This window comes from Microcoleus sp. D3_18_C2 (assembly GCF_036702395.1).
Lineage (GTDB): Bacteria > Cyanobacteriota > Cyanobacteriia > Cyanobacteriales > Microcoleaceae > Microcoleus.
This window is the reverse complement of record NZ_JAUBTG010000049.1, coordinates 18498-34667: the sequence shown is the minus strand read 5'-3', so window position 1 is coordinate 34667 and position 16170 is coordinate 18498. Positions and strand designations below refer to the sequence as shown.

Sequence of the window (16170 nt, the reverse complement as noted above, 5' to 3'; positions counted from 1 at the left end):
AATACGTTCGGCAAGTTTCATCGGATACAGGTTTTTTATTTCTCCACGGATGAATCCGGGGGATTGTATCCTGGATGCTTTCGGTCAGGAAGAAGGAATAAGGAAGTTCGGCAACGGATTCGCTCGACGGATGTAACGGATGTCAGGAAGAAGGAAAAAGGAAGAGGGAAGAAGGAAGAAGGGAAATGCAATGATTTCAGCAGTCAAGAACGTCGCTGGTAATCGGCCGCAGTTACTACTTCTTCCTTCTTCGTTCCGCTAGAGTTCTGAAAAATTAATCTATCGACATACAAAAAAATGGGGAAATGGTGTAAAATCCCACTTTTCCAAATTGTTACTTTTGTGCTGTTTCCTGTTGTTGTAAGTCTTGTTCTTGCATCTGCAATAACTCGGGAACTGTTACGAAACTGTACCCTTCATTTCTCAATCGAGCAATAATATCAGGCAAAGCTTTTACAGTTCTTGCTCGATTGCCGCCGCCGTCGTGCATCAGCACAATGCCGCCCGAATTTGCCTGCCTCATCACGTTGTCTATCAAAGATTCCGTAAGGGTGCGCCAATCAAAAGAATCAGCAGACCACATCACAACTGCATAATTTTTCTTTTGAGCATAAGCTGTCAATCCATTGTTTAAAATGCCTCCTGGCGGGCGGAACATCGATGTTTGGATGCCGGTCAAGTCCTCAATTAAGGATGAAGTGCGATCGATCTCGCGAGCGGCACCGTCTTCGTTATACTGAAGGTATTGATGGTTCCAAGTGTGATTGCCGATCGCGTGACCGGCGGCTGCGACCTGTTGGCCTATTTCGGGAGAATTTTTTAGGTATTTTCCTACCCAGAAGAATGTAGCCTTAATATTATTTTCCTTGAGAATATCTAGGATTTGTGTAGTTGTTTTCGGCCAGGGGCCGTCGTCAAATGTCAGGGCGATCGCCTTGCGCTGGGAGTCGAGTTTCGCGTGACGAAGGGTTGTACCTTGAAACTGATCCGGTACGGCTGATTGAAATCGGATTGCTTGCAATTGGGTTAGAGTATTTTGGGAAAATTCAACTCGACGGGCGATCGCCTCGGAGAACTTATTAATATTGGACATCGGCGGTTGTTCTGGCGACTGGGATACGGCCAAGACTTGCGCCTGAATCGGTTGCAATGGCTGATTGGCCCGCAAGTTAATCGGCCATGTCACACCCAGCAAAAAACTTCCTGTTGCTGCCATAAAAGCAACTATTAAAGTTTTTCGCCGCCTCCACAGCAGTTTCAATTTTGTCACGTCGTTCTCTCCTTCACACCTTGTACAGTTAATTTGAGATTTTATGTTGATATCAAGTTAATCCACTTAAGAGGATAATCTTAAATTGGACAGTCAGTAAAAATGCTACTGGAAATAACCGATCGTGGGGAAGTCCGTCAGGATAAAAAAATTTAAGATTTGTGCGCCCGAAATCCCCTAACCCATGAAAACGCGGGATGGGTGAACTTTTTCCCCAGCTAGGGGGACGGCGCTCAAATCGGATTAATGGCACGATATTCTTAGGGACTGGGCTGGCTTCGACCCGCGTCCCTACCTGACACTGCAAGTTGGTTTAACGTCAGATGTTGCACTATTGTCAATAAGCTTTTTAGGAACAGGCTTTTCGGCCTGTTCCACAAGAAAATCTAGTCTTTGTGGAACAGGCCGAAAAGCCTGTTAAGCGAGAATAGTGCAAGATGTGAGTTTAACCAAATTTGATATGAGGGCGATCGCCCGCCCGCCACTCCTAAAATTAATTTTTAGGGCCAGTTCTCTCTTTGTACAAGCCGACAATCCGATCAATAACTTCAGCAACAGTCAGATTGTCTGTTTGAATTTCCACAGCATCTGCCGCTTTACGCAAAGGTGCAACCTCGCGGGTGCTGTCTTTTTCGTCCCGCAAGGCGATGTCTTGTTCCAATTGGGCCAAGCTAATATTAGCCCGATCGCTATCTTTAAGTTCTAACAGCCGCCGGCGCGATCGCTCTTGTACCGAAGCCGTCAAAAAAATCTTCACTTCCGCATCGGGAAACACGTTAGTGCCGATATCGCGGCCTTCTGCTATAATTCCGCCTTTTGTGCCGCAGCGCCGCTGTTCCTCCAGCAGAAACTGCCGCACGGCGGGAATTGCCGCCATTTCCGAGACGCGGGATGTCACTTCCAAACTGCGAATTGCCTCGGTTACGTCTTCGCCGTTAATCTTCAACATCTTTGATGCGGGATCGAGGTTGTATTCTAAATAACTGGAACTGATTAATTCGGCGATCGCGCATTCGTCGGAAATCGGCGTGTCTGTTTTCAAGGCCAGCCAAGTCAGCGCCCGATACATCGCACCGGTATCCAGATAAAACAAGTTCAAAGCTGTTGCTGCAAGGCGAGTTACGGTAGATTTGCCTGCTCCCGCTGGGCCGTCGATCGCCACAATGGGCCGGCGATTCCTGAGAATTATATTGTCAATCAAACGAGTAGAGCCAACTCTGGCGGCCACGGCTAAAAGTCCCGCTGTTTCCACAACCTGCAACGGCGTCAAAGTGTCGGGATCGACGAGTTCGGCGTATTCGAGCTTGACTGCGGGCTCTCCTGCGACTGCTGCGTGGGCTGCGGCGAGTGCTGCTGCTGCGGTGCGGTCGCCTGAAGAAAAAGTTTTCGAGGCTTGTTGCAGGGCGCGGTAGAGTACGGAGGCTTGCTGTTTTTGCTCTGCTGTTAAATACTGATTGCGAGAACTCATTGCCAGTCCCGACTCTTCGCGGACGATCGGACAAGCGACAATCTCTACAGGCAAGTTAAAATCAAAGACCAGCTTCCGAATAATTGCTAGCTGCTGGGCGTCTTTTTGACCGAAATAAGCTTTTGTCGGCTGCACCAAACTCAAAAGTTTAGTAACAATTGCCGCGACGCCTTGAAAATGACCGGGCCTTGCTTTGCCGCACAAAACAGATGTCATCGCCGGTGGCGGCACTACTTGAGTTAAGGATGAAAGGTGAATCTCTATCTGTTTTTGGGCGGTTTTCTCTGTTTCTGTGTGTGAAGCGAAGCTATCCCGTAGGGAATCGACTGCTTGATGGCCGAACATTTCCGTTGCTGAGGGAGCAAATATGGCATCAATCCCTGCTTGTTCGCACAACAGCCGGTCTTGCTCGAAATTCCGAGGATAATCTTGAAAATCTTCTGTCGGCCCAAATTGCAGCGGGTTGACAAAAATGCTGACCAGGGCGATCGCATTTTCTTGCCTTGCCCGCTGGATCAAGCTCAGATGTCCTGCGTGCAAAGCTCCCATCGTCGGCACTAAACCGACTGTCAAATGAGGTGCAGCAGACTTTTGTAAATTTAAGTAGCAGCGAAGTGCTGCAATGGTAGTAAACAGGCGCACCGGTAGAATCTCCTGAAGGCATTCGGCAGAATGCAGAGTTTATTTGTCAGAATTTGTTCGAGTTGACATCTGGCACCACCGTCAAGAACAGGCTTTTCGGCCTGTTCCACAAAGAATAGTGCAAGATGTCAGTTTTATCTCACATCTTGCACCCTTCTCAATTACTTGTTTAGGAACAGGCAAGATGCCTGTTCCACAAGAAAACTCATTCTTTGTGGAACGGGCATCTTGCCCGTTGTTGACAATGGTACAAGATGTCAGTTTTATTCTACTTTCTGCCTTCTACACTGCGGATAAGTTTTGTATTCTGCCTTAGACTACCGTTCAGCGTCCACCAGTTGTTTGCTGCGGCGGTTCGATCACTTCGATTTCCACTCTGGCTACGCCACTGCTGATCATTCCTAGCACGTTGGCGGCGCCTGCGGACAAGTCAATGAGCCGATCGCCCACATAGGGGCCGCGGTCATTAATGCGGACGACTACGGTGCGGCCGTTGTCGAGATTTCTCACCATGACTCTCGTTCCAAAAGGCAAATTTGGGTGGGCTGCGGTCATATCATTTTGGTTGAAACGTTCGCCGCTGGCGCTGAGGTTGCCGTCAAATCCCGGGCCGTACCAGGAAGCCCAGCCGCTAAGCCGCACTTGAACTGGGCCCAGAGACAGCACGGAGCGTTCTGGTTGGGGTTTGCCTGCGACTTCTTCCAGGGGTGGGGCGTTGCCCAGAAGTCGCCGGAGGCGATTGGTTGCTTGCAGGGCGTCTCGGCTAAAGTTGCTGGTGGTGTCGGGGAGGATGGTTTCGGCGTTGATCTTTACCAAGTCCTCGCCGTTTGCCTGGATAATGTAGCGATCGCCTTTTTCCCACTTAACGGTAATGCTGTTGGGATCGATGTTGTTGCGGGCTAGCTGATTGAGTCTTGCTGCTAAGCTTGATGCCCGCCAAACTGGATCGGGTTCTTGGTTGCTAGAGTTGCTGGCAATGTTTCCGACTTTGGAATTTTCTCTTGCGCCCGCTACTTTTGACGGACTGCTAGCACCGACTTGGCTGTTGCCAGTTTCTCCCAAAGGGGTGTTTGTTTCCGGATTGGCGTTCAGAAAGGTGATGACTGGAATGTTTCGCACGTAGACTGTCGCTGCTTGTCGCCCGCCTAAGTCGTGGGGCTGAATTTTGGCGATCGAGTCTCGGGCAATTTCAGCTCTTGCTTGATACTGATACTGTCCGACTTTTTGCGCTTCGACCCGAGTAGCGTTTAACTGCCGGGACGGTTGGGTGGCAATTACTTGCTCGGAAACCTGAGAGTTTTGGTTGTCGGCACCTGTGGCTTGTGCGTGACAAGAGGATGCCGTTCCTACCATAGGAACTAACAGGACAGCGAGTAGACCACCAACAAATTTTTCCTTCATACGTCCATTTTTGTGAATAGCCATTGCCAACCGAGATTGGAGGATTGGCCATTTGGCGGCGGGCGTCAAGGATTTCTCTCTTGCCCTTCGCCATTCCCCCGTGAGTCAAAGCAAAGTATCCGGGTGCGTTTTTGCTTTAATGCTTCCGCCCCAAAAAAATTGGCGCAAACTTCCCTGACACTTGACAACTCATACTCGATTCGCAATTTGTGTTTTGTTCACGAACTGCAACAGACTACCACAAACTTTTGTGCTTGGGGATCGCTGGGATCGCGATTTTCACCAAATCTTCATCAAATCTTCTCAAAACCCTCTATCATAAAATCCTTTAGTTCCAAGGCTTACAGCCGTTTCAGCCATTACGGAAAACTTTACAAAACTTTACAAAACTTTAGTGTATTTTGTGGGCTGCCGAATGGCTAGTCTTAAAAAAGCTGTTTGTCAACTGTTATGGGAATAAACTAAAAATTAGAAGAAATCGATTTGGCGGACTTATGGATTATCGAGAAGCAGGTGTGGATGTTGAGGCGGGCAGAGCTTTTGTCTCGCGCATCGGGAGTATGGTTAAGAGCACGCACCGATCGGGAGTTTTGGGCGGATTCGGCGGGTTTAGCGGGTTTTTCAGCGTCCCGGAGGGCTTAAAAGAGCCGATTATGGTTTCGGGTACTGACGGCGTTGGGACTAAGTTAAAATTGGCCCACAATCTCGATCGGCACGACACGGTAGGTATCGACTTGGTGGCGATGTGCGTCAACGACGTGCTGACATCCGGGGCCGAACCCCTCTTTTTTCTCGATTATTTAGCCACGGGAAAGTTAAATCCCGAACAATTAGCTGCGGTGGTGGCCGGCATTGCTGACGGTTGCAAGCAAGCGGGCTGTGCTTTACTCGGAGGAGAAACGGCAGAAATGCCCGGTTTTTACCAAGCGGGTGAGTACGATTTGGCCGGTTTTTGTGTGGGAATTGTCGAAAAGAGCAAATTGTTGGACGGTTCGCGGGTGCAGGTGGGAGATGTGGCTGTGGGGCTGGCAAGTTCGGGCGTGCACAGCAACGGTTTTAGTTTGGTGAGAAAAATTGCGGGCGATCTGGGTTTTGATTGGCATTCCCAACCCGAAAAGTTAGGTGGCAAAAGTTTAGGAGAAGTGCTGCTAACTCCGACTAAAATTTATGTTAAACCAGTCCTCGAAGCAATTAAGAGCGGTCTAGAAATTCACGGCATGGCTCACATTACGGGCGGCGGTTTGCCGGAAAATTTGCCCCGCTGTTTGGGAGTTAATCAATCTGTGAAAATTGACAGCAATAGCTGGCCAAATTTGCCAATTTTCCAGTGGATTGCTGAAGCGGGCCAAGTTGCTACAGCCGATATGTTCAATACTTTTAATATGGGGATTGGCTTTGTGCTGTTGCTCGATTCGAGGGAAGTAGAACAGGCTGTTAAATGGTTTGAGTCTCAGGGAATTGGTGCGTTCGCGATCGGGGAAGTGATTGAGGGGAAAGGAGAATTGCTCGTGGATAATGGGTAATTAGTAAGAAGCAATCGCAGGGACTGAAGATTGCTTCGCTTTGTTTTATGCGTTAACAGACAATCTCAATCTGCCTTCATCTGTGTATATCTGCGGTTAAATTTATAATTATGAAAGTAACCGCAGAGGACGCAGAGGACACAGAGGAAGAAAGAGAAAAAGGAATTCACAACAGATGACTCGTTGCTACAAATTTAAATGAAAGTGAAATAAGCTGTTGTGCCTTTAAATACGGTATAATTCAAAACTAATTCCGTGAATTAGTGTAAAATTTTACCCAGAAGGTTTAAATTAATTGAACAGCTATACTATTTATTACATCGACTATAAAATGAAGGATTGTTAATTGTTGAAGTGAGAAAATATCAAAAGCCAAGGTAATGTTTGTATCACAGTTTAAATAAAAAACACCTGATTAGGCTTGTACCTGACTCAAATTTTCCAAAAACTCCTGCACAACTAGATCGGGTTGTTCGCTGCATCGGGTAGCATCGTAATGTTTGACAAGACTGATGCCAGAATCTATGAAAAGCTGGCACATTTCATCTTCTGTTGCGTTTGGATGGGATGATCCACTGTCAATTTTCAGTATCCCTAACTTGTTTTGGTGGAATATCAGAAAGTCAGCTTCTTGGTTTTGTCTCCCGGCGGGTGTTGTCAGTCGCAGTTGGGAGTTGGGGATGAAGAGAGTGGAAGTGCGATCGAGTATTTCGGCAATTTTTACTTGTGCGTCGGAGTGAAGGCGAAAACCGTTCCAGTTAATTTCGTTTTCTGAGCCAGATAATTCAGTTTCACTATCAGCATTTATTGTTTTATCTAAATCAGTTTGAACATAATCAGCTTCATTTAAGTTTGCGAATAATCTAGCTCCACTTAAGTTGGCTCCGCTCAGATTTGCACCGCTGAGGTTAACTTCGATCGTCAGATTTCGCTGTAGATTCACTTGAGTTCGCCGTAAGTATCGCTTTAAGACTGATTTGAGATTATCTTTTTTAACTTTTTCTTCTAGTGCTTTTGAAAGTAGTTTCCATAGTTTAGCACCAGCATCTTTGATATAATCATATTCATATTCTGTGCTGGCTGCAATTTCTTTATAAGACTGTCCTTCCCAGGATTGACGAAACACTATCTCTTGAATTTTGTTTAGGCGATCGTAGTTGAGGGCTGTTTCTGCGATCGCGATGGCTTCGTCAACGGTCATATGTTAAACTCCCCTCACACCTAAAACTCTCACACTATACCAGATTCTAGCGCCACAGTCCAGCCACTTGGTCGATCGACTTGGTTATTACTTTTATACTACTTTTCCAATACTTTTATATTACTTTTTTGACTCTTAAGACAGATGTGGATTTGATAATATGGAATGTAATCAACAGAAACAGTGTTTGTGTTGGAGTCTCATAGAATATCCCAGCCTCGATCAAATATTGCTGATCATTAATTAATAGGAAGCTTCATGTTAAGTAAAAAACTGCTAACATTCAGTTTAATTACCTTATCTTACATTGGTAGTGTAGGAGTATTGTCTACTTTAACTACTGGCTGTGACTTGATAAAACAAGATAAATCCCTGTCTGCAAGTAAAGCAGAAAAAATAGTGAATAAATGGAAATCTTCTCGAAGTGGAACAATTCAGATATTAGGAGTACGCGAAAATCCAGACAATACTGCTGTAGCTACATTACAGGCTTCCAATTTAATAGTTAAAACAGACTTTCTTGGCACAATAACGGAGAAAAACTTTTCGGGACCGGGCGAAGCTAAATTCTCGCGCTATACCGATGGAAGTTGGGCGCTCACAGGATTGGTTTTTGGAAATGATATATTGGATAGCTTTTGGTTTAAGGATCTCAATATAAAAGATGATTAGGTGAAACTTGGCAAAAAGCAAGGGTACTAGCTTGATATCGCTCTCAACAACATCAGGCTAGTTATTAGAAAGCAATGTGACTGAACAACAATTATTAGTAGAAGAGGAAATTATTAATGTCATCTGGTAGTAACGGTAGTGGTGGCGTACATTGGGTAGCAATAGGAGCGGTTGTTGCGGTTCTAGGCACAATTACTGGTTTTGGAGTCTTCCTTTTTGGAGATAAATTACTATGTAATTTGAAAGGCGTGAATATTGGCTTTCTGAAATGTGAGGAAGATGCTAAAGTTGTGACTCCAGCACCACCGTTCCCCCCCAAATTTCCTCCTTCATCTGAGCCTATTAAACAAGATATTATTCCTTCTTCATCACCGATATCCACTTCTTCTCCTGCGCCGGAGACTCCAGTCCCAGTTTCGCCATCGCCATCGCCAGTAAAATTATCTGCTGACGAGAAGCCCTGCACAGTAGAGCAAAATGGCAGTACCGTAAACCTTGGTTCTTTGGAACGTTCTTGCCCATTCGCTGGTAATGTTACTTCTAATAATCTAGAGAACCGTTACCGTTTTAAGATAGATAATCCCAGTAATATAAGCTTGTTTTTAGATGGTGTCAATAGCGAAGTAGAAATGTTTTTATATTCAGACAAAGATGGCACTGGAGTAATTCAATATCAACTTGAAAACACATCTGCTATTAAGTCAAGAACAGGAATAATCAAACAAGAATTGAATGTGGGTAGCTACATTATTGTTGTGAAAATGAAAGCTAGAGACACCCCATATTCACTTCAAATCATTAATAATACAAGTCAAATCCAAAATGTTGGTTATTTAGAAGAAAAAACCATCTCCAAAAATGGCAGTATTAGTTTAAATAATCGAGAGCAATTTTACAGTTTCCAACTAGCAAATCCTAGCAGCATTAGTCTGTCTTTGGGTGGCGTTAATAGCGAAGTGGAAATGGTTTTATATTCAGACAAGAATGGAACAGGAGTAATTCAATATCAACTGGAAAATATCTCTGCTTTTAACTCAAAGCCAGGAATAATTAAAAGCAACTTAAGAGTAGGTAATTACATTGTTCTTGTGCGGTCAAAAGCTAGAGACACCAATTACACTCTTACTATGTCTGCTCCTTAGTTAATTCTTGAATTTCTCTTGAATCAGCAGTTTATGCTCTAGCTACCACAAAGTAATTACTATGACTAATCCTCAAAACAACTCTAATCTTGCGCCTTGGAAATGGGCTTTAATTGGTGCTGGCTCAACTTTAGTGTTAGGCTTAGCTGGCTTTGGATTATATAATTTACTAAATCCTAAAACTTCTTCAATTTCAACGTCAACGTCAACGTCAACATCTTTAGCTACTGCAACTCCTGAGATTTCTGTTGCTAAACAATTGATAGGTCAATGGCAAGGGCAAATTTCTGGTCAGTCTGTAACATTAATCTTTACGCAGGAAGGGAAGTTATTTATTTTGGAGACGCCTACTTCAGCTACCGAAATGGAGTATCAGACTAACGTAAATCCTCAACAAAAAGACCTGGATATATTAGTAGGAGGTAAAATTACCACGAGGACAATTTTTGATTTCACAGCGGATGGTAAGTTGCGTTTAGAATTAGATAATATAGGAGAATCTCGACCGACCTCTTTTAGTTCCAATGTAAAAACTTTTCAGAAAATATCTGAGCAAACGACACTTCCCGCTAATGTTCAAGTAGTTAATCTCCAAAATCAACAAAACAAGGCGAGACAGTCAGAAGCCAAACAGTATGTTAGTGCAATGAATAGAGCACAACAAGCTTTTTACGCTGAGTATGCCACTTTCTCATCTAGTATAGAAAAATTGGGAATAGGTATTAAGTCAGAAACAGAAAATTATTCGTATAGCATTGTCTTGAGTAATGATAATCGTTGGGTGCAAGCAATCGGTTTAGCCAAGAGAGATGGATTGAAAAACTATACAGGTATAGTTTCTTTAATTAAAAGCCCTAATGACGAATCTACATCTACGCAAGCTAGACTTTGCGAAAGCAATCAACCATCAAAAGAGCTTCCTGGAACACCAACAGCTACTAATTCTCCCGACATACAATGTCCTTCTGGTTATTCAGACGTGCTGCGGTGAAACTTGCTTCAAAATCAATAGCATATCCGCAATTGACTTAGTATCAACAGGCATTACGCACTCCGATCGAAGAAACCGGGTTTTTACCAAATCTGCGGGCTGTCACGAAGTATTTTCGTAAAAAACCCGGTTTCGGGGCTCCGGCGCGTCCAAGACTAATCACAAATAAAGTCATAGCTGCTTTCCTTCCCCCCTTCTTTTTCTCAACATTCTCTGACAAAGGGCGATCGAGCTTTTTGAAGTGCGATCGCACCCACGTCATCTACCACATAAACAGTTCTTTGTCAATATAAACATATTTCCCCAAAACTGTCAGCGGCATCATCTCCCCGCTGCCAAGTAAATCAATTGAAACCCCATCTCTAATCAATATTTTAAACAATTCCTCGTCGTCTTTTATCAAACTAGCATCTAACTCAATAACTTGACCTTCTTCCCTCATTACCTCCAACAAATCAGAAGTAGATACCTGAAATATTTCCAGATTATTACACCGCGCAGTCCAGCAATTGCCGTAACTGCCCGTAGCTTCAATATCAGATATTGCCCATTGCTTTAATAGATAAGTTTTGTCTAAATACTCAATAATTTTTGCAACTCTCTATTCCAGTTTTTCTTCTGCTTCGCAGCAAAGGGTCACAGCCCATTTTTGACCGATATTATAGGTAATAGCCGACTTATCAGATTTCATAATGCTTCCGGGATTCTACTTGAATCTACTCGCTTAATTCGATCCTTATATCCTGTCGATCTCTGGCGATATCTCGGCCGGGGCGGGTTTTTGAGATTGTTAATTATTGGCAGGTATTGTTGGTGAACCCGCCCCTACAAGAACTAGGGTAAATTGGTCGAACATAATATTACTTAATCAAATTGTTCGAGGGCGATCGCTCTTCAGACTCAGATTCAAAATCCACGCGATCGTAAATATCACCCAACCGCATCTCAAACTCCACACAACTCAATCTCAACACCGCATCAGCACCATCATACTCAGACAAAACCCACTTATTATCATCCGTCTTAACAAACTGTTCGACGTGCATCTCGTATTGATCTATCAAAACATACTCTCGAAAAGTAGGAATCGTGCGAAAAAGTTTAAACTTGCCACCTCTGTCATAATCCGCCGTCGATTCCGATAAAACCTCAGCCACCATCACCGCATTAGTAATCGTATCTTTCCTACCCTCAGCAAACTCCAACTTCCCCGCCACCAACATCACATCAGGATAAGTATAAACCCGCTTCGACGGTATCCACAAACGCAAATCGTTTATAAATACTCGGTACGGTTGTCCTTTTGTAGCAAAATTCAGTGTGCCATAAAAATTGCCAGCTATTTGATTGTGATTTGGTGTTCCGCCTGTCATAGGGATTATCCTGCCATCCTGATATTCACTTCTAAATTCTGCCCCCTCTTCTAGCATTAAATACTCTTCTGGAGAGTAATAAATCTGTACTTTGTCCTCAACTTTGTCTTCAACTACTTCGGCGCGAATTTCTATTGATGTTGTCATAGTACATCCTCGGACGATCGTACTTACAATTATATAGCATATGACCTGTGTATGTAGTACCTATAATCTGATGGCGAGTAAGGTGCCACGGGATCTATAATCTGCAAGTTATATCGAAAATCTCGCAGCGATGCACCCTACGAATTAATTACTCGGACCAAAGAAACCGGGTTTTTTCCCGAATCTGCGATGCTCTAACGAAGTTTTTCGTAAAAAACCCGGTTTCTGAGCCTCCATGAATCGAAACTACAGCTCACAAATCCTCATCTTGTGTTTCCATTACCTCTCCTTCAAACTCAAAACCCCGCTCCATACCATCAAAATACTTGTCAAAATTAGGCTTGATCCACAGTGCAGCTTCCCCGTGTCCCAACTCCACAGCTTTATCAATTACCTCCTTCCAATCCCTCAAAGAAAATCCCGTCGCTTCCATCGTCTTGAAACAATCCCAAACAAACTTTGGCACCGATACCGGTGACACCGCATACCTCAACAATTCCTCTGCACCCTCGGGCGAAATAATCACATTATTCTCAACCCAAATCATACCCACATCTTCTTCTCTTTCCCCTTGCCAATTCACTTCGCCTCTCAAAACATAACCCCAAGGTTCAATAAAATTGTTGATAATATACTGCAACCATTCGACATAATCATAAAACTTTTCCGCGCCGCTCCACTGAATCCCCCCGCCGTCAGCAGTAGGAATCCAGTTACACCACAATCCGGGCTGAGTCTTCGGCGGGCGGTTGTAATTAACAACAGAAATTTCGGAGTCTTCATCCCATTTTTCATTGACAAAATAGCAGCCTTCTTCGCCCACAGGCAAACCCACCGCTGTTCTCGCCGGATCTGGAATACTTTGCAAAATCGCCGAATTTCTCTTCATCCGTCGAGTGCGAGAAAACTCTAATAAGTAAATAGCTTCGCTGTCTAATAACCGTTTATTTAAATGAAATGTTCCGTCAAAAATTGTAGTGTATCCCATAGTTCTTATCTATTATATAATTGATTTTTACTATTATAAATCTATGTTAGCGAACTGACTAAAAGGAAAAAAGTTGTAGGTTGGGTTGAGGAACGAAACCCAACTTGAGGTTCCCAGAAAGTTGGGTTTCGCTAGATAGTTGGGTTTCGCTTCGCTTAACCCAACCTACGAATGATTAGATAGACTTATTGCAAAAATACATTGCATCTGCTTTTATCTGCGGTTAAAAACAGAAAATCCCGAACTCTTGCAAAAAGTCTAACCACCAATCTTACTTAGTCTTGTCCAAAGTCCGCGCCTCCAACCAAATAGGAATTGCAATCCAAGCAACTGCTAACAGCAAAGCAAATACCGCAAATTGAGCAGCCCAAGCTACCAATTTCTCTAAAGACACAACTTGTCCCAAGAAGTAGGATAAACTTACCATTACAGATGCCCAGCTTGCAGCACCCAGAACATTGAACAGCGAAAATTTCCAAAAAGGCATTTCTGCAATACCTGCTAGGGGGCTAGCAAAAATTCGCAGCAATGCGATGAAACGGCCCAAAAATACGGCTTTAGCTGCATTTTTGCTAAACTGTTCTTTTAAGTCAAACAGTTGTTCTTCTCGAAAGCGGAAAAATTGTCCCAGCTTCAGCAGCAGCGGCCAGCCGCCGTACCTGCCGATCGCATAACCAAAATTCCCGCCCAATGTAGCACCAGCGATCGCACTGCCGAGTACATACCAGTAATTCAGTTCCCCACTGCCAGCTAAAAACCCGCCAGCAATCGTAATAGTCTCGCCTGGAAGAGGAACTCCCAGATTTTCCAGCAAAATTCCCAGAAATACTGCCCAGTAGCCGTAATCACGCGCAAACTGCTGAATAGTCTCTAACGATAAAAACTCAAAAGACATTCGATACTGCCTTCGTAAACTTTTGCAAAGCTCAATACATTTATATATTGGCTCGATTCAGCCAATAGTGCAATCTTTCGCTGTGATGAAAAACACACTGTTGTCGCGATCGCTGGCCCAACTAAAAATTAGGCTTTCAGGCATACTAGATGAATAGAGAATTGTTGCAGTTGCGTTCCGCGCGATCGCCAGCCAGTTTTCCTCCTAAATTTATCACAACGGCTCTCCCCACCGATTCCCACAAGGGCGATCGCCAATCCTAAAACATACGCTGAAATCCCCTGAGTCTATCAAGAGAGTCAGCAACTAAACTAACTTATTCATACTTTACGATCCTAGGATAACTGCTATGGAATCTCCCAACTTCAACCCACCCATCGTCCTTCAACCTCACAACTGCCTCGACTCCCAAGCCGGCAGCCTCCTCCAGCAACAGCTAGCCGAGATTGTGCCCGATCGCCACAAACTCTGGGTAATAGACATGGCTGCCGTAGATTTCATCGACAGTTCCGGGATCTGCGCCTTAGTCGGCGGACTCAACGCCGCCCGCCACCGGGGATGCCGCCTCGTCATCTGCAACCTCTCAGCCACAGTCAAGCTAATTTTTGAAATTACTCAACTCGACCAACTCTTTGAAATCTTCGACAGTTTCGAGCAAGTTATCTCCACTGAAACTCCGGCTTTAGTTGCTTGATTAAAATGAGATACCGAGTTTAAATCTCAAGTTTCCCAGAGACTTCAAGCAACCGCAGAGTGAATCTCAATATCATAAATAGGTTTATTTGTCAAGCAATACCAATGACAAAGAAATAAATCCGGCACTTGAACGCCGACAGAAGCGATCGCAGGTGCAGCAGGAAAAGGCAAAAGTCGATCGAAACAAATCCTTTCCCCTACAAACCCGAACTGCATCAAATAAGTCGCTGGCGGCGCATTTAAAAGATTCAGCAAGCGGTAAGCCAACTCATACAACTGCTGTCGCCAAACATCCGACAAATGCACCGGTTGAGAGTAACTCAACTCGCCAGACTGCTTAGAAGGTTCCCCACCGATCGCCTCAGCATACAGTGGGCCCTTTGCCGTCAACACCACAGGCAGCCAAAAATTGCCACCGCCGACGGGAAAAAGCAACTCCTGGGACACTCGATCGCGCGCTGCGGAAACATTGCTACAAAATCGAAACACATCTTGAGCAGGAAAAACCAGATTTTCTGGCACATCCAGCGTCAAAGGACAAACGATCGCCCCACCCGGAGCGATCGCGCCAGAATCGAGTTCAGAAACCCCACAGATATTGACTTCAGTTAAAGGATCAGATTGAGCGATCGCCGCGGAGAGACTTGCGGCCGAATCTTTCTCACCACCCGCCACAATCAAAACCTTAGACATTGCCAAAGCTCGGCATTTGAATTCCCCGATCGTCCGTTTCATCGACGCTCGGCAGATCCAGGCCCTTAGCCTTGCGGCTCCGCACCGCGAGACGGTAAGTTACGCTTTGCAACTCAGTGTGCAACTGACGGTTTTCCTTTTGCAATTGATCCAACTTTTCCTTAATCGGATCGAGCCGCTCGGCAAACTTCTGGCGGTAAACCCCCGGCAATTCCTGCACTACCTGTTCTAGCATCCGAGAGCGATCCGTCAATTCTTGCACCGACTGCCGCAGTTGGTAAACCTCAGCATCCCGTTCGGCGATTTGTTCCTGATAAAAACCCACCTGTTCTTCAACAGCTTGGAGTTGTTCCCGCATTGCCTGCATTTGAGCTTGGTGGCGATCGGAAACTTCCGGCGCCGGCACAAAATTAGAATTGCCCTTCACCAGCCGGAAAAGTTCTTGAGACAACTGCTGCACCAATTGGTCGCGCATTTGCAGCTCTTCGGTGAGACGAGATACCTCTGATTGCAGTTCTTTTGAGCTTACAAGTTTAGTTTGATTCATAAGAATGCTCGGTAAGTGGGAAACTCAGAGGCTTTAGCCCTGAGAGGTAAACGACACGGGCGGTTTCAATACATTCGACGGAGTTTATCCTGAGCGAAGCCGAAGGGCGAGCGTGACCACAGCCTTGAATCCGCTTTCCCCTCCGGCGAGGGGTAGAGGGGTATAATTACCCCTCTGTGGAGATATGGTTATCTCCGGCTCCCTTTCGGGGTAATGTTCGCTTCGCCAATGTTATAAGAGCTTGTTAAGCTTGCAGCACTGCCTCAGTGACCTTAAGGCTGTTTAACTACAAGCGACAGAGCGGAAAACTAGCGTCGCATTCTCCGGTGTCGTGACCCAAATAACGTAGACCTCTAAAGTCTTAGGCTGGTCAGTACAGCTTGCTCAATCAGTCGCGACCAAGCTCAGTCCCTTTAGGGCTGGGTTACTGACAATGACTCTCAGCTTTTACGATTAAATCTAGTATATATCTGCTATTTAGAATATCTTTCCATTACCACAGAGGCAAGAGGCACTTGGCA

General features: G+C 44.9%; 17 protein-coding genes. 6 read left to right on the top strand and 11 right to left on the bottom strand.

From position 1 onward, the window contains the following. Positions 1-334 precede the first annotated feature (334 nt). Together QUA88_RS23020 and QUA88_RS23015 are read right to left on the bottom strand one after the other, a co-directional pair. Positions 335-1270, bottom strand: coding sequence for a polysaccharide deacetylase family protein (locus QUA88_RS23020; RefSeq protein ID WP_333054574.1), 936 nt, complete (start codon positions 1268-1270; stop codon positions 335-337). Between the two features lie 493 nt (positions 1271-1763). After that, a complete protein-coding gene (locus QUA88_RS23015; protein WP_333274030.1) occupies positions 1764-3380 on the bottom strand; it encodes a bifunctional pantoate--beta-alanine ligase/(d)CMP kinase in 1617 nt (538 codons plus the stop codon). 184 nt (positions 3381-3564) lie between these two features. On the opposite strand from QUA88_RS23015, the gene QUA88_RS23010 reads away from it, so the two are divergent. After that, complete coding sequence (locus tag QUA88_RS23010) at positions 3565-3696, top strand: hypothetical protein (protein ID WP_333246377.1); 132 nt, start codon at positions 3565-3567, stop codon at positions 3694-3696. Between the two features lie 8 nt (positions 3697-3704). Here the strand turns inward: QUA88_RS23010 and QUA88_RS23005 are convergent, their stop codons facing one another. After that, positions 3705-4781 carry a septal ring lytic transglycosylase RlpA family protein gene (locus tag QUA88_RS23005; protein ID WP_333267582.1) on the bottom strand — a complete coding sequence of 359 codons (1077 nt, stop codon included), beginning with the start codon at positions 4779-4781 and terminating at the stop codon, positions 3705-3707. Between the two features lie 494 nt (positions 4782-5275). Between QUA88_RS23005 and purM the strand changes: the two genes are divergently transcribed. Beyond that, a complete protein-coding gene (gene purM, locus QUA88_RS23000) occupies positions 5276-6304 on the top strand; it encodes a phosphoribosylformylglycinamidine cyclo-ligase (RefSeq protein ID WP_333274027.1) in 1029 nt (342 codons plus the stop codon). Between the two features lie 415 nt (positions 6305-6719). On the opposite strand, the gene QUA88_RS22995 is transcribed toward purM, so the two are convergent. Continuing rightward, positions 6720-7505: a pentapeptide repeat-containing protein gene (locus QUA88_RS22995; RefSeq protein WP_333274024.1), complete on the bottom strand. Its 786-nt coding sequence runs from the start codon at positions 7503-7505 to the stop codon at positions 6720-6722. A gap of 258 nt (positions 7506-7763) precedes the next feature. On the opposite strand from QUA88_RS22995, the gene QUA88_RS22990 reads away from it, so the two are divergent. The 3 genes from QUA88_RS22990 to QUA88_RS22980 all read left to right on the top strand — a co-directional run bounded on the left by QUA88_RS22990 (position 7764) and on the right by QUA88_RS22980 (position 10310). Then, positions 7764-8177: a hypothetical protein gene (locus QUA88_RS22990; RefSeq protein WP_333274022.1), complete on the top strand. Its 414-nt coding sequence runs from the start codon at positions 7764-7766 to the stop codon at positions 8175-8177. 116 nt (positions 8178-8293) lie between these two features. Next, positions 8294-9319, top strand: a complete 1026-nt coding sequence (locus tag QUA88_RS22985) for a hypothetical protein (protein WP_333274019.1) — start codon at positions 8294-8296, stop codon at positions 9317-9319. Positions 9320-9380: 61 nt separating this feature from the next. Continuing rightward, positions 9381-10310 (top strand): type IV pilin-like G/H family protein, encoded by a 930-nt coding sequence (locus tag QUA88_RS22980; protein WP_333054581.1) that lies wholly within the window; start codon positions 9381-9383, stop codon positions 10308-10310. A gap of 43 nt (positions 10311-10353) precedes the next feature. Here the strand turns inward: QUA88_RS22980 and QUA88_RS22975 are convergent, their stop codons facing one another. From QUA88_RS22975 to QUA88_RS22955, 5 genes are all read right to left on the bottom strand, one after another. Continuing rightward, positions 10354-10572: a hypothetical protein gene (locus tag QUA88_RS22975; RefSeq protein WP_333274016.1), complete on the bottom strand. Its 219-nt coding sequence runs from the start codon at positions 10570-10572 to the stop codon at positions 10354-10356. Further along, a complete protein-coding gene (locus QUA88_RS22970) occupies positions 10573-10752 on the bottom strand; it encodes a hypothetical protein (RefSeq protein WP_333274013.1) in 180 nt (59 codons plus the stop codon). 418 nt (positions 10753-11170) lie between these two features. After that, a complete protein-coding gene (locus QUA88_RS22965) occupies positions 11171-11830 on the bottom strand; it encodes a Uma2 family endonuclease (protein WP_333054583.1) in 660 nt (219 codons plus the stop codon). A gap of 253 nt (positions 11831-12083) precedes the next feature. Then, a complete protein-coding gene (locus QUA88_RS22960; RefSeq protein WP_333054584.1) occupies positions 12084-12818 on the bottom strand; it encodes a hypothetical protein in 735 nt (244 codons plus the stop codon). 271 nt (positions 12819-13089) lie between these two features. Next, complete coding sequence (locus QUA88_RS22955; protein WP_333054585.1) at positions 13090-13713, bottom strand: DedA family protein; 624 nt, start codon at positions 13711-13713, stop codon at positions 13090-13092. A gap of 349 nt (positions 13714-14062) precedes the next feature. Between QUA88_RS22955 and QUA88_RS22950 the strand changes: the two genes are divergently transcribed. Continuing rightward, positions 14063-14407 carry an STAS domain-containing protein gene (locus QUA88_RS22950; RefSeq protein WP_333054586.1) on the top strand — a complete coding sequence of 115 codons (345 nt, stop codon included), beginning with the start codon at positions 14063-14065 and terminating at the stop codon, positions 14405-14407. A gap of 44 nt (positions 14408-14451) precedes the next feature. On the opposite strand, the gene QUA88_RS22945 is transcribed toward QUA88_RS22950, so the two are convergent. Further along, entirely contained in the window at positions 14452-15102 is a 651-nt protein-coding gene (locus tag QUA88_RS22945) for a hypothetical protein (protein ID WP_333262402.1), read from the bottom strand. Beyond that, a complete protein-coding gene (locus QUA88_RS22940) occupies positions 15095-15649 on the bottom strand; it encodes an Npun_F5560 family protein (protein ID WP_333054589.1) in 555 nt (184 codons plus the stop codon). Before QUA88_RS22940 ends, QUA88_RS22945 begins: the two co-directional genes overlap by 8 nt. Positions 15650-16170: the final 521 nt, after the last annotated feature.

Bases quoted from the DNA above. Each gene is read 5' to 3' on its own strand.
- QUA88_RS23010 (WP_333246377.1), top strand. From the start codon at position 3,565: ATGCCTGTTCCACAAGAAAACTCATTCTTTGTGGAACGGGCATCTTGC.
- QUA88_RS23005 (WP_333267582.1), bottom strand. From the start codon at position 4,781: ATGAAGGAAAAATTTGTTGGTGGTCTACTCGCTGTCCTGTTAGTTCCT.
- purM (WP_333274027.1), top strand. From the start codon at position 5,276: ATGGATTATCGAGAAGCAGGTGTGGATGTTGAGGCGGGCAGAGCTTTT.
- QUA88_RS22995 (WP_333274024.1), bottom strand. From the start codon at position 7,505: ATGACCGTTGACGAAGCCATCGCGATCGCAGAAACAGCCCTCAACTAC.
- QUA88_RS22990 (WP_333274022.1), top strand. From the start codon at position 7,764: ATGTTAAGTAAAAAACTGCTAACATTCAGTTTAATTACCTTATCTTAC.
- QUA88_RS22985 (WP_333274019.1), top strand. From the start codon at position 8,294: ATGTCATCTGGTAGTAACGGTAGTGGTGGCGTACATTGGGTAGCAATA.
- QUA88_RS22980 (WP_333054581.1), top strand. From the start codon at position 9,381: ATGACTAATCCTCAAAACAACTCTAATCTTGCGCCTTGGAAATGGGCT.
- QUA88_RS22975 (WP_333274016.1), bottom strand. From the start codon at position 10,572: ATGACGTGGGTGCGATCGCACTTCAAAAAGCTCGATCGCCCTTTGTCA.
- QUA88_RS22970 (WP_333274013.1), bottom strand. From the start codon at position 10,752: ATGAGGGAAGAAGGTCAAGTTATTGAGTTAGATGCTAGTTTGATAAAA.
- QUA88_RS22965 (WP_333054583.1), bottom strand. From the start codon at position 11,830: ATGACAACATCAATAGAAATTCGCGCCGAAGTAGTTGAAGACAAAGTT.
- QUA88_RS22960 (WP_333054584.1), bottom strand. From the start codon at position 12,818: ATGGGATACACTACAATTTTTGACGGAACATTTCATTTAAATAAACGG.
- QUA88_RS22955 (WP_333054585.1), bottom strand. From the start codon at position 13,713: ATGTCTTTTGAGTTTTTATCGTTAGAGACTATTCAGCAGTTTGCGCGT.
- QUA88_RS22950 (WP_333054586.1), top strand. From the start codon at position 14,063: ATGGAATCTCCCAACTTCAACCCACCCATCGTCCTTCAACCTCACAAC.
- QUA88_RS22945 (WP_333262402.1), bottom strand. From the start codon at position 15,102: ATGTCTAAGGTTTTGATTGTGGCGGGTGGTGAGAAAGATTCGGCCGCA.
- QUA88_RS22940 (WP_333054589.1), bottom strand. From the start codon at position 15,649: ATGAATCAAACTAAACTTGTAAGCTCAAAAGAACTGCAATCAGAGGTA.